This window comes from Fructilactobacillus carniphilus, assembly GCF_024029675.1.
Classification (GTDB): Bacteria; Bacillota; Bacilli; order Lactobacillales; family Lactobacillaceae; genus Fructilactobacillus; species Fructilactobacillus carniphilus.
The window spans coordinates 277,909-295,564 of record NZ_CP097121.1; the positions used below are offsets into that span (position 1 = coordinate 277,909).

The window sequence follows — 17,656 nt, forward strand, 5'->3', positions numbered from 1 at the left end:
AATTAAAGGTGAAGTTTATTTCTCAATTTGGAAAGGAACCAGCATTGTGACTACAAAACCACAGCCAGTTATTTTTGCCTTAAATTCCAATCGTCCGCTTGCTGAAAAAATCGCGCAAGTGAGTGGAATGCCGATGGGAAAGGCGACCATCAACCACTTTAGTGATGGCGAAATCAAGATTTCCATCGATGAAAGTGTCCGGGGGAAGGACGTTTTCATCATTCAATCGTTATCAAATCCCGTGAATATGAATTTCATGGAACTGATGATTATGATTGATGCAGTGCGCCGGACGAGTGCCCACACGATTAACGTGGTGATCCCGTATTACGGTTACTCACGTTCGGATCGCAAGGCACGGTCGCGGGAGCCCATTACCGCTAAGTTGTTAGCGTCAATCTTGCAGGACAGTGGGATTAACCGCGTGATTACGCTTGATTTACACGCTGCCCAGATTCAAGGCTTCTTTGACATTCCCGTGGATCACTTGCAACCAAGTCGGTTGATTAGTAACTATCTTCACGACCAACATTTAGATGAAAATGCCGTGGTGGTCGCTCCTGATCATAACGGGGTGGGTCGAGCTCGAATCATTGCCGACTTACTGGATCTGCCGATTGCGATTGTTGATAACCGGGAACCGGATTCATCGAACCACATCCCGGATTCTGTAATTGGTTCCGTTGCTGGAAAAAATGCAATTGTGATTGATGACCTGATTGTGACCGGTCGGAAGATGAAGGTGTCGGCTGCTGCTTTGAAGAAGGCGGGCGCAGAAGATGTGATTGCGGTAGCCACGCATCCCGTGTTTGCGGACCGAAAACCAGTTGATTTGAACGACCCCAACATTTCTCAAGTGATTGTGACAGATTCGATTGTAATTTCTGATCCGGATCAATTACCAAAATTAACCGTGATTTCGGTTGGGGAATTACTGGGGAATGCGTTAAAATTGATTCAAGAACACAAATCCACTCATCGCTTATTTAGAGGAGGAAATACGGATGGTATATAAAGCAAACGAACAACGTTATGACAATATGAAGGTGCGTCGGGCTGGGAATTCTGGTCTGCAACTGCCTGCTTTATCGTTTGGAACGTGGCACAGTTTTGGCGACGATGCGAACTTCCAAGACAGTGAAAAGATTATGCTGGCGGCCTTTGACCGCGGGATTTTCAGCTTTGATCTTGCTAACAACTATGGTCCAGGCTCGGGTGCCGCTGAAAGAATGTTTGGCCAGGTTTACCGGCGAGATTTAAAGCCTTACCGGGATGAATTGATCATCACGACCAAGGCTGGATTCCACATGTGGCCGGGAGTTTACGGAAACTTCTCTTCGAAAAAGACGTTGGTAGCTGCTTTAGACCGCAGTTTACAACGGATGGGCTTGGATTACGTGGACATTTACTACAGCCACCGGTTTGATCCCAACACTCGTTTAGAAGAAACCGCGGAAGCCTTAGACGGGTTAGTTAAAGCTGGAAAAGCCCTTTACATCGGGATTTCGAACTACGATGGCCCGCAAACCGCTAAGATGATTGAACTGTTCAAGGAATTGCACACACCGTTTGTGGTCAACCAAAGTTCTTACAACATGTTGAATCGGGATCCAGAAAACGACGGCACGTTGCAAACGTTGGCTGATAACCATGATGGATTAGTGGCTTATGGTCCACTGGCCGAAGGATTATTGACGGACAAGTATTTGAACGGAATTCCGGACGACATTCACTTGCACTTCACGAACAGCTTTATCCTAGATAAAGGGGAAGCCGCAGCTGTGAAGAAGTTGAACCAGTTGAATGACTTGGCCCAGAACCGGAATCAAACTCTAGCTCAAATGGCAACGGCTTGGTTATTGCATGACCCAACGGTTACGAGTGTGGTTACGGGTGCTTCTAAAGTTGAGCACTTAGAAGACAACTTGAAGGCCTTGGATAACTTGGACTTTACGGCTGATGAATTAGCTGAAATTGACCGGATTGTTAAAGATTAATTGCTTTTAATATGACGCCTGTCATCGAGCGCTTGCTTGGTGGGGCGTTTTTATTTGAGCAATAAAAAAGAGAAGCCCTAATTCCAAGAGAATTGGGGCTTCTATGGTTGCTTATTTTTCGTTGCTGGTTGTCTTTTTTTTTTCGTAAATTCATGATACTGGATGTCTAATAAGACTGCTTCTCCTCCGATGAGCAACAAGAGCCCCATCCCAAGACTGGTAGCGGTAGTAACCATCATGTAAACGGAATAGATCAAGTAGATGATGGGTAAAATGAAACCGAGCACTGGAAACTTAACTTGGCGAGATAAGAAAAGTTGGATCAAGATGATGGCGATGATAATTAAAACCCACATGAAAATTCTCCTTTAGTAGTGTGAATTTAATTATAACATAACTAATTTGATATCTAACTATACTAAGATAATATGGATAAATTAGTTTAATCCAAAAACCCCCACAGAACGGAGATAATCGTTCGGTGGGGGTTTTATTTTGTTCGACTAAGTTTTATTTTTGATTCGTGTTATTCATGATTAACATTGGTAGAATTAACGGACGGCGTTCCGTCTTTTCGTAAAGGAAGTTCGACAGTTCGTTAATCACGGCTTTTTTAATCGTTTTTTCACTGGCGTTTTTGCTATTCATGGCACGGCGAATCGTCCGAAAGACGAGCTTTCGTCCCTGGTCCAGGAGTTCACCGGATTCGCGCATGTAGACAAAGCCCCGCGAAAGCAGGTCGGGACCGGACTGAATTTCGCGGTCTTTGAGGTTGATGGTGGCTACGACCACCACAAGGCCTTCTTCCGAGAGGAGTTGGCGATCCTTGATGACCTTTTCGTTAACGGTGTCAACCCCGTTTCCATCAATGTACACGTCTCCCGCCGCAAAGTTTCCGGCCATTCGCGCACTATCTTTGGTAAGAGCTAACACATCACCGTTTCTGAGAATGAAACAGTGATCCTTCGGAATCCCACACTGTTCGGCGAGACCCATGTGGATTTTTTGCATCCGGTATTCTCCATGAATCGGGACGAAGAACTTCGGTTTCATCAACCGGATCATCAGTTTCTCTTCTTCTTGACCACCGTGTCCAGAGGTATGGATGTGGTTTTCGTAACCCTTGATTACCGTAGCGCCGGCTTCTTCCAGTTCGTTAATGACCCGGTTCACGCTTAACACGTTTCCAGGAATCGGATTACTGGAAAGGACCACCGTATCGCCTGGTTCAATCGAAATTTGGCGGTGGGTTCCGTTGGCAATTCGTGAGAGGGCCGCCATTTGTTCTCCTTGGGATCCGGTACAAAGAATCATAACTTTGTTAGCCGGTAGGGACTTCAGTTGGTTGGCGTCCACAAAGGCCTTATCAGGAACCTTAATGTAACCTAGTTCCCGGCCGTTCACCACGGCAGCTTCCATACTCCGTCCAAAGACGGCAATTTTGCGACCGTTTTTGTAGGCCGCATCGATGGCGGTCATGACCCGCGAAAGGTTAGAGGCAAAGGTGGCGAAGATAATTCGACCGTCGACGCGTTTGAAAATTTTGCGGACTGAATCACTTACGTAGCGTTCGGACTTGGTCCAGACTGGTTTTTCGGCATTAGTACTGTCAGCCATCAGGCACAGTACTCCTTCTTCACCAAGTTTAGCCATTGCTTGTAAATCTGGTGGAGTATTCGTCACTGGGGTCAAATCAAACTTGTAGTCCCCGGTTTCAACAATCACACCGTCAGGAGTGTGTACAGCCACACCTAGAGCGTCCGGAATGGAGTGGGTCGTACGGAAGAACGAAACACTGGTTTTCTTAAACTTTAAGACCGTGTTTTCGTCGATAGCATGCAATTCAGTTTGCTTGAGCATGCCGTGTTCCTCGAGTTTTCCCTTGATAAGGGCGAGGGCGAGCGGACCAGCGTACACTGGAACGTTGATGGCTTTCAGAATAAAAGGAATCCCACCGATGTGGTCTTCGTGACCGTGGGTAATTACCAGGGCTTTAATTTTATTCTGATTTTCCACTAGATATTGATAATCAGGAATAACGTAATCAATCCCGAGTTGAGTGCTTTCTGGGAACTTAATCCCAGCATCAATTAAGACAATTTCATCTTGAAATTGGACTCCGTAAGTATTCTTTCCAATTTCGCCTAGACCACCAACGCCATAAATCGCCGTTTCGTTGTTTTTGACGTTTAGTTTATTCATTATTTATTAAACTCCGTAATTTTAAAATCTGGTTCTTGTTGTTCGAATTCGAGCTTTTTACCCGCAAGTGGTTGGATGAATTCCACCACGTAGTCGGTGTTTTTAGCAATCAAATCACGAACATCTGCTTGAGTAGGGGCGTCTAAATAGAGCGCCTTTGTTGCTTCCCGTTTAGGATTTTCCTGTGGGTTTGGTTGGTATAATACTTTGTAAATCACAATTATTACTCCTTTAGTTCAGTTACTTAATTTTTATGTCGAACTGTTCGTTGGTAGACCAACTCCTACTTAAATTTTATCATAGATTATGATGCAAGTATATATGGAGCGTTTTCTGTTAGAATGAGAACGGTAATAACAGAAAAATGGAGAAGTAAAATGAAGACGGGAATTGAATTAGTACTAGGGTTTTTAATTGCTCTGATAATTTATAATGTATTGCATCACTTCTTGGTTACACTTCCTAACAAACGTCACCAACGACACGTGCGGGGATTGGTAGACCAAGAAGTCAATAAAACACTGACGACTTTGCAAGACCCGACTGGTCAGTTGGTGGTAGGAGAGTTAGAACGCGCCAAGGTTTTAGATGAAGTATGGGGTCGGGGCATCATGGTCTTTGAGTATCGTTGTGTTCTGCAGCAACACCCTGGTGAATTGGAAACCACGCAATTGTTAGCAGACGCTTTGAAACGGCAAGCTCGGGCAGATGGCTACGTAACGCCGAGTGGGCGGACCCGGTTATTGGTGACCGATTGTTGGATTAACCAAGATCAGCTTTCCTTTGACGTGGTTGATCTTGCTAACCGAGCCACTCAGGAATACGTGACTGATTTGCATCGCTTAGATAAATAAAAACGTTTCTCTTCGTGCTGAAGGGAAACGTTTTTGTTTTATGCAGTTGTTTCGACTATTCAATAAAGATTTCGTTATCCTCTTTTGCAAACGGATCTTGTTTGTTGATGTGATCGTAAAAGAGAGTACCGTGCAAATGGTCAATCTCGTGTTGGGCAATGATGGCAGGATAGTGCTTGAGTCGAACGCGGTGTTTTTCACCGTCTAGGTCTTGATATTCAACGGTAATTCGGTCAGAACGCGGTACGTAACCTGGAATGTCTTTATCAACCGAAAGACAGCCTTCACCCACGGACAAGGCAGCTTGTTGGACGGAATTTGAGACAATCACCGGATTCACCATGATGGCTTTGAACGGTGATTCCTGACCTTCTTCTTCCGGTGGAGTTAGGATCGCTGCCATTAGCTTGGAAACACCCACTTGGGGCGCAGCCAAACCGACTCCAGCCCGCAGGTGGTATTTTTTACATTGTTCTTCATCCTGGCTAATTTCTAGGTATTGCATCATTTTTTCACCCAGCTGGCGATCCTCGTCACTAAGGGGAAACTGGACCGGTTTCGCTTGCTTGCGCAAGACGGGGTTACCATCCCGGGTAATGTCTTTCATTAAATACAAGGTAAGAGCCTCCATTCGTTGTGATAATCCGTACTTCATTATAGGCTAGCGGCTGCACGCTTGCAAAACAAATCTTTGCAACTATTTACGAAAAACTTTGCAAATTCTTAACTTAATGTTAGGTTATTACTAACTAAAAACGAAACGCTGAACTAATCTTATCTTACTGGGAGATGAAAAGGATGCAAGCCTCAATCTTAATTACAGGAGCACCCACACGGGTTCACCAACTACTGACGGCCCTTGCTATGTTGGATTTACCGGTGACGGTTTTGCTAGACGAGGAGAACTTTGCGGCAGAAGCCATCATTGCTCGGGCTTGTCGCCATTTTCGGACAGAAAAATTAGCTGCAGCTGCTGATTTGAGTATGGTTGATACTCTAATCTATGTTCCGAGCCTCGATTTTTATGATCAACCAACGACAGAAGCTGACAAGCTTGCCCCAGTGTTAGCTCCTGCAATCAATGAATTGCGGTTGATGATTAACGACGTAATGGAACGCGCTTTTCAGGGGAAAATTATTGTGGATGCGCCCCATGACGAAGTCTTTTTGTATTTCCTAGCCACTTTTTCCGGTCTTGACGTGAACAAGTTAATGGGAGTGGGAAACGTTCCGGTTTCGTTGATGTTAAGGGAGCAATTGATTACGAACTTTAACGTTTCTGATGAGGACATCAACGTGAGCGCCTGTGGCTTGAACACTAATTGTGTTTTGGCTTGGAATCGGATTTATGTGGGGTCATCGTCATTATTGTCCTACGTGGCAAGTCCGACGAATAATTACGACACCGATTTGATTGGCAAGTTGCAGCAAGCTGTTACGGATCCGCAAATCGTTGTCAATCAGGTGTTACAAATTCAAGCAGTTGTAAAGCTTTTGCTATGTCTCATCGGAGCGGATTCCACTGTGCAACCAGTGGTTAGTTTAGAAAAAAAGAGCGATCAAATTGCGCTAAACCAGATGCCCAAACTGATCAATCAGGGCGGGTTATCACACGAGTTGCCATTCAAGTTATCGGATGCTGAAACAGACGAACTGGACTATAATTTAAACTGGTCAACAGATATTATTGAAGCAATTAAAAAGGAAAGTCAGCATGAAGAAACGCACTAACGATACCTATAGTTACCCCATCGTCGAAGATTGGTCGGTGATTGAACTGACGGATGTGACGGAGTTTTTTCGCAACATAGAACGAGCCTACGAACAGCCTCACGGAGTAAACCGAGAACAATTGATTAAGAGCTTTCAACGCTTTCAAGCGATTAATCCGTCGCGCACGGAACAGAATCAATTGCAACGCGAGTTTGAACGTAATTCGGGCTTTGACGTTTACCAGGTCTTAAAGCAGGTGGAAGCCACTCCCCAGGTGAAATGGATTAAGGTCAATTAGTTTGACTGTAACGAGACTAATGTGCTATGATTGATAATAGTTTTAACAGCGAATAGAAGAGCATCAAACGATTTTACATTGTTAATATGGAGTGCAGAGAGGCTGTGACAGTGTCACGGCTTTTTATCTGACGGTTACGATTGAATTGAGTTGTTGGCTTTTTTAATGCTTTGGAGGAGGAACCACATTTGAAAACAAGAGATGATATTAGAAACATTGCCATTATTGCCCACGTTGACCACGGTAAAACGACCTTGGTTAACGAACTTTTAAAGCAATCTGACACGTTAGATGGTCACGAACAAATTCAAGACCGGGCCATGGATACGAACCCAATTGAACGGGAACGTGGAATCACGATTCTGTCAAAGAACACGGCCGTTAAGTACGATGGCAAACAAATTAACATCCTGGATACTCCCGGACACGCCGACTTCGGTGGTGAAGTAGAACGGATCATGCGGATGGTTGATGGAGTGCTTTTGGTGGTTGATGCTGCCGAAGGTACGATGCCACAAACTCGGTTCGTGCTGAAAAAGGCTTTGGACCAACACTTAACACCCATCGTGGTAATCAACAAGGTTGATAAGCCCGGTGCTCGTCCTGAAGAAGTGGTTGACGAAGTTTTAGACCTCTTCATTGAATTAGGGGCTGACGAAAGTCAATTAGACTTCCCAGTGGTATACGCTTCAGCAATGAACGGGACTTCCAGCCTGGATCCTGACCTTGATAGTCAAGAACACACGATGAAGCCCATCTTTGACACCATCTTAGACAACATTCCAGCTCCAATCGATAACTCAGAAGATCCATTACAATTCCAAGTTGCCATGCTTGATTACGATGATTTCGTGGGTCGGATCGGAATTGGTCGGGTCTTTCGGGGCAAGATTAAAGTTGGTGACAACGTGGTCGTAATAAAGTTGGACGGTTCCCAACAAAAATTCCGAGTAACAAAGATTATGGGATTTGTCGGTTTGAATAAGGTTGACATCACTGAAGCCAAGGCCGGAGACCTGATTGCGGTATCTGGAATGGAAGATATTAACGTTGGGGAAACGGTCGTTGCTCCAGATGCATTGGAACCACTTCCAATCTTGCGGATTGACGAACCAACCATGCAAATGACGTTTGGAACGAACACGTCGCCATTTGTAGGTAAAGACGGTAAGTTCGTGACGGCGCGGCAATTAATTGACCGGCTCGAACGGGAACTGCACACCGATGTTTCTCTCCGAGTGGAAGACACCGATGATCCAGGTGCTTGGTTAGTTTCTGGACGTGGTGAATTGCACTTGTCCATCTTGATTGAAACTTTACGGCGGGAAGGCTTTGAATTACAAGTTTCTCGTCCTGAAGTTATTTACAAAGAAATTGACGGAGTAAAGTGCGAACCATACGAATCAGTTCAAATTGATACTCCAGAAGAATACTCTGGTTCCATCATTGATACCCTTTCCCAACGTAAAGGGGAAATGCAAAACATGGAAAGTGTCGGTAACGGCCAAACCCGACTGAGCTTCTTGGTTCCATCTCGAGGCTTGATTGGATACTCCACGCAATTCCTGTCCTTAACGCACGGATACGGAATCATGAACCACAGTTTTGAAAAGTATGCTCCCGTAGTTAAGAACTGGGATCCAGGCCGTCGAAACGGAACCTTGGTTTCCATTAACACGGGTAAGGTAACCACTTACGCCATCATGGCTGTGCAAGACCGGGGTAAAATCTTTACTGACCCAGGTACGGAAGTTTACGAAGGAATGATTGTGGGGGAAAACTCCCGAGATAACGATATCTCCGTCAACATCACGAGAGGTCGGAACCAAACGAACGTCCGGGCCGCTGGTTCTGAAGATATTGCCAAGGTTAAGGCACCGGTGCACTTAACCTTGGAAGAATCATTGGAATTCTTGAACAGTGATGAACTTTGTGAAGTTACTCCTGACCACGTGCGGTTGCGGAAACGCATCTTGAACACGAACGAACGGGAAAAAGCTGCGAAGAAGCAAAAACATAACCGTTAATTAAACGCAAAAAGACTGCCAATACTGGCAGTCTTTTTTTGTGTCGTGCTTACTAAAAAATTGAAATGGTTTTCTTGCTGAAAGTCTGCTGGTTTATAGTACAATGAAAGTACTTAATTAAAAAGGAAGCCGGAGAATGAACGATGAAGAAGTTTTTTAAAGGACTAGATTGGTATCTCTTTTTCCCATACTTATTACTTTGTGGCATTGGAATTGTCATGGTCTATTCTTCAAGTGCCGGAATTGGACTGACCCACGGGGGTTTTGCGACTGCTTATCTCTATAAACAAATTGGATTTGTCATGATTGCCATGGTTTTGATGTTTCTGATGTATCGCATTAAACTCAAGATTTTTCAAAATGTTTATTTTATCATGGCGCTTAGTGTCATTCTAGTGATCCTGTTAATTGGAGTTTTTTTTATTAGTAAAAAGATTAACGGAGCAGCCGGGTGGATCAACTTGGGACCGATTAACTTGCAGCCAGCTGAGCTCTGTAAGTTTTACTTCATCATTTATTTCGCGAATTTCTTTAATAAGCGATCAGGTATCATCGCCCAAGAAGGCCTTTGGCGGGCGACTACCTATAATCTAAAACCATTGTTTTTACCAATTTTGATTCTTTTCTTAGTATTAGCTCAACCAGATACCGGTGGGTTTGCAATTAACCTCTTCATCATTGTCATTATGTTTTTAGCAGCCAGTACGGCCCCCAAGCTTGTGGTGGGAATCGTGAGCTTTTGTTTGGTATTACCGTTAATGGTAATGCACTTAGCGGGAAGCTGGATTATTCAATTTGCTGATAATAGTAGTAATTACAAAATTCAACGGTTTGTGTCGTTTGCCGATCCATTTTTGCATGCTCAGAGTTCTGGTCAACAACTGATTAATTCTTACTATGCCATCAGTAATGGTGGTTTGTTTGGCCGGGGACTTGGGAACTCGATTCAAAAAATGGGGTATTTGGCCGAACCGAATACCGACTTTATTTTACCCATTATTTCCGAAGAACTCGGGTTAGTAGGGGTCACCGTGATTTTAGCGTTGCTGTTCATTTTGGTGGCACGGATAATTAAGATTGGGATTCGGACTACCAACATTTACTACAGTACGATTTGTTACGGAACTGCCGCCTACCTAATGATTCAAACCCTTTTTAATGCTGGAGGAGCAGTCGGTTTTGTTCCATTAACAGGAGTTACGTTACCTTTCATTAGTTATGGGGGATCCAGTATTATTACCTTGAGTTTGTGCCTAGGATTGGTGATGAAAATCAGTCATAACGAGCAGCAGATTCGGGACCAACGCGTGCCACGCTTACGTAGTTTAAGAAACTAGGAGGGGACTAATCATGGAAAAACGAACGGAATTATTAGTTTCGCTGTTTTCTGTCAAGCAGGCCAAAACGTTGCAACGCTTTGGAGATGTGCGCTACGTCTCACGGCGGATGCGCTATGCAATTCTGTACGTGAAGCAGGCAGATGTAAATAAAATCATGCGAGAACTCAATCAGCTTCGAATGGTCAAAAGAGTTGATGTAGCGCCGACGCAAACCTTGGAATTTCAATTTGAAGATCTGAATCAGACGGCGGAAGGAGCTGGATAAGCATGCGGATTATTGCAGGGACTTACGGAGGACGCAAATTACATCCAGTTCCCGGAAATAAGACCCGTCCAACCACTGATAAGGTCCGGGAATCTATTTTTAACATGATTGGACCGTATTTTCAGGGTGGCAATTTTTTAGATCTTTTTGCCGGTTCAGGTGCCGTCGCTTTGGAAGCTTTATCTCGCGGAATGCAACGGGCGGTTCTGGTCGACCGTCAGTTTGCAGCCATCAAAACGATTAAACAAAATGCGACGATTGTTACCGACCCAGATCAAACAGTAACCGTGTGGAAGATGTCAGCGGAAAAGGCTTTACAGACTTTAACTCAGCAAAATGAGCAGTTTGACGTTATTTTTTTAGATCCGCCGTACGCGGCGCAACAAATGAACAGGCAACTGGCAGAAATTTGGGAGTTACGCTTACTCAGGCCCAGAGGACTGGTGATTTGTGAAACAGACCACACAGCGGAGTTGAAGGAAGTAGAACATTATGAACTCCTACGACAGAAAGATTACGGTCTCACGTTAGTCACCATCTATCAAGGAAAGGAATAACAGCATGAAAACGGCGGTTTATCCAGGTAGTTTTGATCCGTTAACTAACGGACACTTAAACATTATTAAGCGGGCCGGTGAAATTTTTGACCATGTGATTGTGGCAATTGGAATGAATCCCAGTAAACAGAGCTTATTTTCCGTAGACGAACGGATTGCTCTGATTGAAGAAAGTACCCAAGGAATTGCCAACGTGAGCGTTACCAGTTATAGTGGATTAACGGCTGAGTTCGTGAAATCGCAGCACACCAACATCGTGGTGCGTGGGACGCGTGATTCCCGAGACTTTGTGTATGAACAAGAGATTGCCAACTTGAATGGGTTACTAGATGAACAAATTGAAACAATTCTATTGTTTGCTAATCGTGATTACGAATTAATTTCTTCCTCTATGGTGAAGGAGATTAATTCGTTTGGTGGAGACGTGCATAAATTTGTGCCGGATCCCGTCGCACGGGCATTGCAAGAAAGGAGAAATCATGCGTAAATTTTGGCAAAAAAATAAAAAAACGACTTCAGCTTTCCTCGCAGCGGCCCTTTTGGTGGCCGTGTTATGGTTCTTTTTCTGGCCGTTGAATAAAGTGGTGGAGGCACCGGGGGAAGCAATTAACATTCAACCGATGGTAAAAATTCAAGGTGAAAAGCCTCTGAAGCACAACGAATTTATGATCACGGCGGTTTCCATTTCCCAGGCCCATCCATATTCCTATGTTTGGAAAATTTTTGATCCTCACATTGACATTCAGAGTCAGGATGCGGTAACTGGTGGTCAAAATAACGCCGATTTTAATAACGTCCAAAAGGTTTATATGGACAGTGCAATTAACAACGCAATTACTGTGGGGTATCAGCACGCAAATCGACCGGTCACTAAGAGTTACCATGGAGTTTACGTTTTAAACGTCTTTCCGCAGTCAGACTTTGAAAACCGACTTCGTCCCGCTGATTTGGTAGAATCCGTGAATGGGAAGCAATTGACAAAGAGTACCGAATACGTGAAATACATTAAAAGTTTGCCGAAAAACGCCCCGTTGACGATTACCTTTAAGCGGGACGGTCACCAGATGACGGTGAAGGGCCAAAAACGAGAAATTGTGAAGGGCTTTAATGGGATTGGAATCACTATGATTGATGACATGTCAATTAAGACTGATCCCGCTGCTCAGATTCAACCCGGTCAAATTGGGGGACCTTCCGGTGGATTAATGTTTGCCTTGCAAGTGTACAGTCAACTGACGCACAAGCAGTACAACGTTAAAAAGATTGCCGGAACTGGAACGATTGCCACTAATGGTCAAGTGGGTGAAATTGGTGGGGTAGATAAGAAAATTATTGCCGCTAACAAGAGTGGGGCCAAAGTCTTCTTCTGCCCGTACGTTAAACCTACGAAAATGAACCTGGCTTTAGAAGAAGGACACAAGACTAATTATCAAGTAGCTAAAGAAACGGCGAAGAAATACGCACCAGGGATGAAAGTGGTGCCCGTAACTTCGTTTGACCAAGCCCTACATTATTTAGAAACGCACTAAATTAAAAAGCTGATTTTCCTAACGGAAGATCAGCTTTTTTGCGTATCTAACTAAGAGAAAGGGGTGGAAACAATGGAAAGAATCAGCGAATGGTGGGAGCAGTTAGCTTGGAAATGGAAGGGAAGTTTAGTCGGGATTGGAGTGTTAATCGGATTGCTTTGCTTGGGGATTTTTTGGTGGAGCAACCAAACGGCAACGCCTGATCCTACGATGAAGGTAACGCAAGCAGCCACAACTGCACCTAAGGAAAAAGCAACTGCCAAACCGGTGAAAGCGAAGCCGACGGGAAATGTGGTGGTTGACGTGAAGGGAGCCGTTAAGCATCCAGGGGTTTATCAAATGGAACCGGATACGCGAATTGATAAAATCATTCAATTAGCTGGTGGATTTTTGGAAAGTGCGGATGTCAATCAAGTTAATCTAGCCCAAAAAGCCACTGATCAAACGATTTTGTACGTGCCTAATCAAGGAGAAAAGCCGCCAGTTGGTCCTAGTAATGCAACGGCTGGTCCAGCAACAGCGGGAAACACTGCTACACCGGCTGGATCGGGTTCTAGTACTGGCAAGATTAATTTGAATCAGGCCGATGCTACCCAACTGCAGTCGATTTCTGGAGTAGGAGCTAAAAAGGCCGAAAAAATCATTGCGTATCGGCAACAGACGGGATCGTTTAAAGCGGTGGATGATTTGAAAAATGTGCCGGGCTTTGGGGTCAAAACGGTCACGCAGCTGCAAGATTCCCTAACGGTTTAATCATGAATCACGGCGTTTTTCTTGGTATACTGAAACCATTCGAACTTGAAATGGAGGAACAGCGATGGCAAACAAGAGAATTCCGTGGGATCAATATTTCATGTTACAAGCAGTCTTAATTTCGAGCCGCAGTACCTGTGAACGGTTGTCCGTGGGAGCGGTTTTAGTGCGGAATAAACGCATTATTGCCGGCGGGTATAATGGTTCTGTCTCTGGGGACGATCACTGTATTGATGTGGGTTGTTATCTGGTGAACGGTCATTGTGAGCGAACCATTCATGCCGAAATGAATGCGGTGTTACAGTGTGCTAAGTTTGGAGAATCAACCGATCAAGCCGAAATTTATGTGACCGATTTTCCGTGTTTGCAATGTACCAAGATGTTATTGCAGGCTGGAATTAAAAAAATTAAGTATCTGCGTGAATATCACAACAATGAATACGCAGAACGACTCTTACGTAAAGAGGGTGTGGTGGTCGAAAAAATCGAGCTCGACCGCCAACAACTAAAGGATTTACCACTGGCTGATTATTTTTCCATTGATTAACGATTAAATCGAATTTTTTTGTTTTTACGGCTTTTTTATGGGCACTAACGATGTGGACCATGATGGTGGACGCCTCAAGTGGTCTGTTGTTAACTAGTCTTTGGTTACTGCGAATTTGGCGGCTTCACTTACACCACTTTTGTTGGTTGAACGTACTGAGTTTAGTGATTCCACTTGCAGTTGGCTGGCAGGCCCAACAGACGGTGCAACACCAAACCCGACAAATACTGCAACAAGTTGAACGGACGCAAACCTTTGAACTTTATGCTTTTCCAGATCAGGTGGTTAATACCAAGACCAGCTTACGCGGCATTGGGGAGTTGGCTAACCACCAACGGGTCTTTTTTCATGGGCGACCTTTAAAAAATCAGGCTTCATTGCAAACTACGAAACGAGTTCAGTTGCAAGTTACTGGGACCTTGAGTTTGCCCCAAGCAGCTTCAAATTGGGGCGCCTTTGATTCCCTGGGTTATGCGCGCAGCCAGGGAATCAGTGGTGATCTACAAATTAGTGATGTTTCACGTGTGCAACCAGTTCCAACCGCCAGTTTGACCGGAATGATTCATCAGTGGCGGGCGTGGGGTTTAGCACAAGCAACGCCAATGCCAAAACAATTACGTAGTTACGTGCAGAGTCTTTTGTTCGGGGATCGAACCGCTGAATTTCGGGAGAGTAGTACCGGGATTAAGAAGCTAAACTTAATTCATTTATTTAGCTTGGCCGGCTTACACGTCTATGTTTTGTTGAACCTCTGGATGTGGGTAGCGACGCTGTTGCACTTTCGCAAAGAAGCATCCGAATGTGGCGCAATGCTGTTACTACCGCTTTACTGTGGGGTGGCCGGTGGTGCAATTGGTTTATTGCGAGCCACTCTCGCCGTGGAACAGCGCTATTGGTTTAAACTCGGAAAGTTAAAGCGAAGCGGTCTGGATTACTGGGCGATAACGTTAATGATTTGTTTGTTGCTTAATCCGTGGGATATCGGTCAACTGGGCTTTCAGTTGTCATTCCTACTATCTTTTACGATGTATTACTGTCGGGATGCCGGGAACTTGAAAAAGACCATGATTTTAAACCTCGTAGGCCTGCCGTTACTGCTATATTATTTTTATGAGTGGCACTGGTTGTCGTTAGTAGCTAACCTGATTTTTGTACCATTATTTACCGGAATCTTATTTTCATTAATCTTACTTAATTATGCTTGGCAACTGGTATTTAAAAGTACCATTTGGGGCACAGAAACCGTGTTGCAGTGGTTTAGTCAGATTACGAATTGGTTGGCGACGGCGCCGGGTAGCCTTGCACTGGGACAACCACCTGGATGGATAGTCCTGTTGAGTATTATTTTGCTACTTCTTTTAATGGAATGGTGGAGCTGGAAACAGGTCCTTTGCCTGGGTGGATTAGTTGGTTTGACGGTACTGCTAATTCATTTTCCCCTTACTGGAGAGATCAGTTTTTTTGATGTGGGGCAGGGCGATTCCATTATGCTTCGTGAACCATTAAACCGTTCCGTAACCCTGATTGATACCGGAGGCAAACCCAATTTCTTTGCCAAGCAGGGGCAACCGACCGTTCACTTAGCCCCGACCACCACGATTCCGTACTTAAAAAGCAGGGGAATTAGTCGGATTGATAACATTTGTTTAAGTCATCAAGACGCTGACCACGTGGGAGATTTGACCAGTTTCTTAGCTAAGTTTAAGGTGAAACGGGTTATCATCCCGTGGGGTATGAACCGGAACCAGCACTTTATGCGGAAGATTAAGCCGTATTTAAACCAGACCCAGCTACTTAGCGTGAAGGCCGGACAAACGATCCCAGCTACTCGGTTACAGGTGTTACATCCATTTCGACCGGGTTTAGGCGAAAATCAGGATTCGATGGTTCTGTATGGACAATTTGCCGGACAAAAATTCCTCTTTACGGGCGATTTACCTCAGAATGAGGAACATGATCTCCTAAAGCACTATCCGCAGTTACGAGTGGACGTGTTAAAATTAGGACATCATGGAAGTAAAACTTCGTCAGCGGATGCGTTTATTCAAGCGATTGCGCCCCGGGTTGGCATTGTTTCTGCTGGGCGGCACAATCGGTATGGTCATCCCAATCAAGAGACGTTGCTCACCATGCAGCGTCATCACGTTCGGTTGTTTAATACCCAGACAATGGGCATGATTCGTTATCGTTACGGCGGTTTACTTCGACAACCCGAATTTAAAACCAAGTGGAAGGAAACTAGGCATGGCAATCAGTCAGATAATTGAACAAATTAGTACGGATCCCCAACCGTTGTATTTGGTGTCCGGTCGGAGTGACTACTGGGAAAGTCAAATTTTAACCCGGCTTCAGCAGCTAGTCCCAGCAGAAGAACGGACGATGAATTTTGCTACTTACGATTTAGAGGAAACGTCCTTAGGGGATGCTTTAAACGATGCTCAATCGGTGCCGTTTTTTGGGGACCGGCGGGTGGTTGTGATTCAAAATGCCACTTTTTTGACCGGGATGAAGGGAAAGGCAAGTGACAAACAAGAACTGGAAGATTTAATTACTTATTTGCAAAATCCGTCTCCTGCGACCGTCTTAGTGGTATTTGCTCCGTATGAAAAGTTAGATAACCGGAAAAGGGTGACTAAACAACTAAAAAAGAGCGCGACGATACTTGATTTAAATGCGATTTCAGAGCGAGAAACGACGGAGTTTGTCCGCCATTTTATTCAAAAACAAGATTATCAAATTGAACCGGATGCAGTGGTTGAACTGTTTGCACGCACCCAGGGAGACTTGGCGTTAATTATGAACGAGCTGCGAAAGCTATTTTTATTTTGCCGGGAGCAGCACGTGATTACCGCAGATGCCGTAGATCAGTTGGTAGCCAAGTCCACCACTCAGAATGTGTTTGATTTATCCGATAAATTACTTGCCGGCAAAACGAACGCGGCGATTGAGTTTTATCATGAACTGTTGACGCAACGCGAAGACCCGATTAAGATTAATGCGCTCTTAGAGTCGCAATTTCGGTTGTTATTGCAGGTTAAAATTTTACAGCAACATGGACAAACCCAAGCCCATATGGCGCAAACGTTAAAAGTTCATCCGTATCGGATTAAAATTGCGAGTCGCATGATTACCCGCTTTTCCATTCCTTATTTAGAACAAGCCTTTGCTGCATTAGTTGAAATTGAGCACAAATTAAAAAGCAGCACGGCGAATCCCGAACTGCTTTTTGAAATGTTTGCCATTCAATTTAGTCAAAAAAACACTTAGCAAAACTGCTAAGCGTTTTTTATTTTTATAAAGAGTTTTTAACGCGAGCCAAGTGAGCCTTTTTCCGGTTGGCGTTGTTAGCTTTAATGAGACCCTTTGATTTAGTGTGGTCAATGGCAGAGATGGCGTCCCGGTAAATCCGGTCGATATCTTCTGTACCATCTACACTAGCCTTTTCAAATTTCTTGATGGCACTCCGCATGGAGTTCTTTTCAGAAGCATTCCGTTTGCGGGCAATTTCGTTGGTCTTCATCCGTTCGATTGCTGATTTAATAACTGGCATGTTTTATTCACCTCCACTTAGTGA

The 17,656-nt window shown here is 44.5% G+C and carries 20 protein-coding genes; 15 read left to right on the forward strand and 5 right to left on the reverse strand.

Going from position 1 to position 17,656, the window contains the following annotated elements:
* The first annotated feature begins 43 nt into the window (after positions 1–43).
* The gene (locus M3M37_RS01525) at positions 44–1,015 is read left to right on the forward strand and encodes a ribose-phosphate diphosphokinase (RefSeq protein WP_420842977.1); all 972 of its coding nucleotides are present in this window, start codon (positions 44–46) and stop codon (positions 1,013–1,015) included.
* Positions 1,005–1,997, forward strand: coding sequence for an aldo/keto reductase (locus M3M37_RS01530; RefSeq protein ID WP_252795408.1), 993 nt, complete (start codon positions 1,005–1,007; stop codon positions 1,995–1,997). The genes M3M37_RS01525 and M3M37_RS01530 overlap by 11 nt, the downstream gene beginning before the upstream one ends.
* Before the next feature lie 101 nt (positions 1,998–2,098).
* Here M3M37_RS01530 and M3M37_RS01535 read toward each other — a convergent pair whose 3' ends face one another.
* The 3 genes from M3M37_RS01535 to M3M37_RS01545 form a co-directional block, all read right to left on the reverse strand.
* Positions 2,099–2,353 carry a hypothetical protein gene (locus tag M3M37_RS01535; RefSeq protein ID WP_252795409.1) on the reverse strand — a complete coding sequence of 85 codons (255 nt, stop codon included), beginning with the start codon at positions 2,351–2,353 and terminating at the stop codon, positions 2,099–2,101.
* Between the two features lie 154 nt (positions 2,354–2,507).
* The gene (gene rnjA, locus M3M37_RS01540) at positions 2,508–4,199 is read right to left on the reverse strand and encodes a ribonuclease J1 (RefSeq protein WP_252795410.1); all 1,692 of its coding nucleotides are present in this window, start codon (positions 4,197–4,199) and stop codon (positions 2,508–2,510) included.
* Positions 4,199–4,417 (reverse strand): DNA-directed RNA polymerase subunit epsilon, encoded by a 219-nt coding sequence (locus M3M37_RS01545; protein ID WP_252795411.1) that lies wholly within the window; start codon positions 4,415–4,417, stop codon positions 4,199–4,201. The genes rnjA and M3M37_RS01545 overlap by 1 nt, the downstream gene beginning before the upstream one ends.
* 159 nt (positions 4,418–4,576) lie before the next feature.
* Here M3M37_RS01545 and M3M37_RS01550 point away from each other — a divergent pair, with 159 nt between their 5' ends.
* The gene (locus M3M37_RS01550) at positions 4,577–5,053 is read left to right on the forward strand and encodes a hypothetical protein (RefSeq protein WP_252795412.1); all 477 of its coding nucleotides are present in this window, start codon (positions 4,577–4,579) and stop codon (positions 5,051–5,053) included.
* Between the two features lie 55 nt (positions 5,054–5,108).
* Here the strand turns inward: M3M37_RS01550 and def are convergent, their stop codons facing one another.
* Positions 5,109–5,669: a peptide deformylase gene (gene def / locus M3M37_RS01555; protein WP_252795413.1), complete on the reverse strand. Its 561-nt coding sequence runs from the start codon at positions 5,667–5,669 to the stop codon at positions 5,109–5,111.
* A gap of 182 nt (positions 5,670–5,851) precedes the next feature.
* Between def and M3M37_RS01560 the strand changes: the two genes are divergently transcribed.
* The 12 genes from M3M37_RS01560 to holA all read left to right on the forward strand — a co-directional run bounded on the left by M3M37_RS01560 (position 5,852) and on the right by holA (position 17,349).
* A complete protein-coding gene (locus M3M37_RS01560) occupies positions 5,852–6,784 on the forward strand; it encodes a lactate dehydrogenase (protein WP_252795414.1) in 933 nt (310 codons plus the stop codon).
* Positions 6,768–7,064: a UPF0223 family protein gene (locus M3M37_RS01565; protein WP_252795415.1), complete on the forward strand. Its 297-nt coding sequence runs from the start codon at positions 6,768–6,770 to the stop codon at positions 7,062–7,064. Before M3M37_RS01560 ends, M3M37_RS01565 begins: the two co-directional genes overlap by 17 nt.
* A 188-nt stretch (positions 7,065–7,252) precedes the next feature.
* Positions 7,253–9,091 carry a translational GTPase TypA gene (typA, locus tag M3M37_RS01570; protein ID WP_252795416.1) on the forward strand — a complete coding sequence of 613 codons (1,839 nt, stop codon included), beginning with the start codon at positions 7,253–7,255 and terminating at the stop codon, positions 9,089–9,091.
* A gap of 143 nt (positions 9,092–9,234) precedes the next feature.
* A complete protein-coding gene (locus tag M3M37_RS01575; RefSeq protein ID WP_252795417.1) occupies positions 9,235–10,428 on the forward strand; it encodes an FtsW/RodA/SpoVE family cell cycle protein in 1,194 nt (397 codons plus the stop codon).
* Between the two features lie 13 nt (positions 10,429–10,441).
* Positions 10,442–10,696 carry a YlbG family protein gene (locus tag M3M37_RS01580; protein WP_252795418.1) on the forward strand — a complete coding sequence of 85 codons (255 nt, stop codon included), beginning with the start codon at positions 10,442–10,444 and terminating at the stop codon, positions 10,694–10,696.
* Positions 10,697–10,698: 2 nt separating this feature from the next.
* Positions 10,699–11,253: a 16S rRNA (guanine(966)-N(2))-methyltransferase RsmD gene (rsmD, locus tag M3M37_RS01585; protein ID WP_252795419.1), complete on the forward strand. Its 555-nt coding sequence runs from the start codon at positions 10,699–10,701 to the stop codon at positions 11,251–11,253.
* A gap of 4 nt (positions 11,254–11,257) precedes the next feature.
* Positions 11,258–11,740 carry a pantetheine-phosphate adenylyltransferase gene (coaD, locus tag M3M37_RS01590; RefSeq protein ID WP_252795420.1) on the forward strand — a complete coding sequence of 161 codons (483 nt, stop codon included), beginning with the start codon at positions 11,258–11,260 and terminating at the stop codon, positions 11,738–11,740.
* Entirely contained in the window at positions 11,733–12,782 is a 1,050-nt protein-coding gene (locus tag M3M37_RS01595; RefSeq protein WP_252795421.1) for a SepM family pheromone-processing serine protease, read from the forward strand. Before coaD ends, M3M37_RS01595 begins: the two co-directional genes overlap by 8 nt.
* A gap of 72 nt (positions 12,783–12,854) precedes the next feature.
* Positions 12,855–13,535, forward strand: a complete 681-nt coding sequence (locus M3M37_RS01600; protein ID WP_252795422.1) for a ComEA family DNA-binding protein — start codon at positions 12,855–12,857, stop codon at positions 13,533–13,535.
* A gap of 64 nt (positions 13,536–13,599) precedes the next feature.
* Complete coding sequence (locus M3M37_RS01605; RefSeq protein ID WP_252795423.1) at positions 13,600–14,082, forward strand: ComE operon protein 2; 483 nt, start codon at positions 13,600–13,602, stop codon at positions 14,080–14,082.
* 50 nt (positions 14,083–14,132) lie between these two features.
* Positions 14,133–16,349, forward strand: a complete 2,217-nt coding sequence (locus tag M3M37_RS01610) for a DNA internalization-related competence protein ComEC/Rec2 (RefSeq protein ID WP_252795424.1) — start codon at positions 14,133–14,135, stop codon at positions 16,347–16,349.
* The gene (holA, locus tag M3M37_RS01615) at positions 16,327–17,349 is read left to right on the forward strand and encodes a DNA polymerase III subunit delta (protein WP_252795425.1); all 1,023 of its coding nucleotides are present in this window, start codon (positions 16,327–16,329) and stop codon (positions 17,347–17,349) included. Before M3M37_RS01610 ends, holA begins: the two co-directional genes overlap by 23 nt.
* Positions 17,350–17,374: 25 nt before the next feature.
* Here holA and rpsT read toward each other — a convergent pair whose 3' ends face one another.
* Complete coding sequence (gene rpsT / locus M3M37_RS01620) at positions 17,375–17,632, reverse strand: 30S ribosomal protein S20 (protein WP_252795426.1); 258 nt, start codon at positions 17,630–17,632, stop codon at positions 17,375–17,377.
* Positions 17,633–17,656: the final 24 nt, after the last annotated feature.

Bases quoted from the DNA above. Each gene is read 5' to 3' on its own strand.
- M3M37_RS01530 (WP_252795408.1), top strand. From the start codon at position 1,005: ATGGTATATAAAGCAAACGAACAACGTTATGACAATATGAAGGTGCGT.
- M3M37_RS01535 (WP_252795409.1), bottom strand. From the start codon at position 2,353: ATGTGGGTTTTAATTATCATCGCCATCATCTTGATCCAACTTTTCTTA.
- rnjA (WP_252795410.1), bottom strand. From the start codon at position 4,199: ATGAATAAACTAAACGTCAAAAACAACGAAACGGCGATTTATGGCGTT.
- M3M37_RS01550 (WP_252795412.1), top strand. From the start codon at position 4,577: ATGAAGACGGGAATTGAATTAGTACTAGGGTTTTTAATTGCTCTGATA.
- M3M37_RS01560 (WP_252795414.1), top strand. From the start codon at position 5,852: ATGCAAGCCTCAATCTTAATTACAGGAGCACCCACACGGGTTCACCAA.
- M3M37_RS01565 (WP_252795415.1), top strand. From the start codon at position 6,768: ATGAAGAAACGCACTAACGATACCTATAGTTACCCCATCGTCGAAGAT.
- M3M37_RS01575 (WP_252795417.1), top strand. From the start codon at position 9,235: ATGAAGAAGTTTTTTAAAGGACTAGATTGGTATCTCTTTTTCCCATAC.
- M3M37_RS01580 (WP_252795418.1), top strand. From the start codon at position 10,442: ATGGAAAAACGAACGGAATTATTAGTTTCGCTGTTTTCTGTCAAGCAG.
- rsmD (WP_252795419.1), top strand. From the start codon at position 10,699: ATGCGGATTATTGCAGGGACTTACGGAGGACGCAAATTACATCCAGTT.
- coaD (WP_252795420.1), top strand. From the start codon at position 11,258: ATGAAAACGGCGGTTTATCCAGGTAGTTTTGATCCGTTAACTAACGGA.
- M3M37_RS01595 (WP_252795421.1), top strand. From the start codon at position 11,733: ATGCGTAAATTTTGGCAAAAAAATAAAAAAACGACTTCAGCTTTCCTC.
- M3M37_RS01600 (WP_252795422.1), top strand. From the start codon at position 12,855: ATGGAAAGAATCAGCGAATGGTGGGAGCAGTTAGCTTGGAAATGGAAG.
- M3M37_RS01605 (WP_252795423.1), top strand. From the start codon at position 13,600: ATGGCAAACAAGAGAATTCCGTGGGATCAATATTTCATGTTACAAGCA.
- M3M37_RS01610 (WP_252795424.1), top strand. From the start codon at position 14,133: ATGTGGACCATGATGGTGGACGCCTCAAGTGGTCTGTTGTTAACTAGT.
- holA (WP_252795425.1), top strand. From the start codon at position 16,327: ATGGCAATCAGTCAGATAATTGAACAAATTAGTACGGATCCCCAACCG.
- rpsT (WP_252795426.1), bottom strand. From the start codon at position 17,632: ATGCCAGTTATTAAATCAGCAATCGAACGGATGAAGACCAACGAAATT.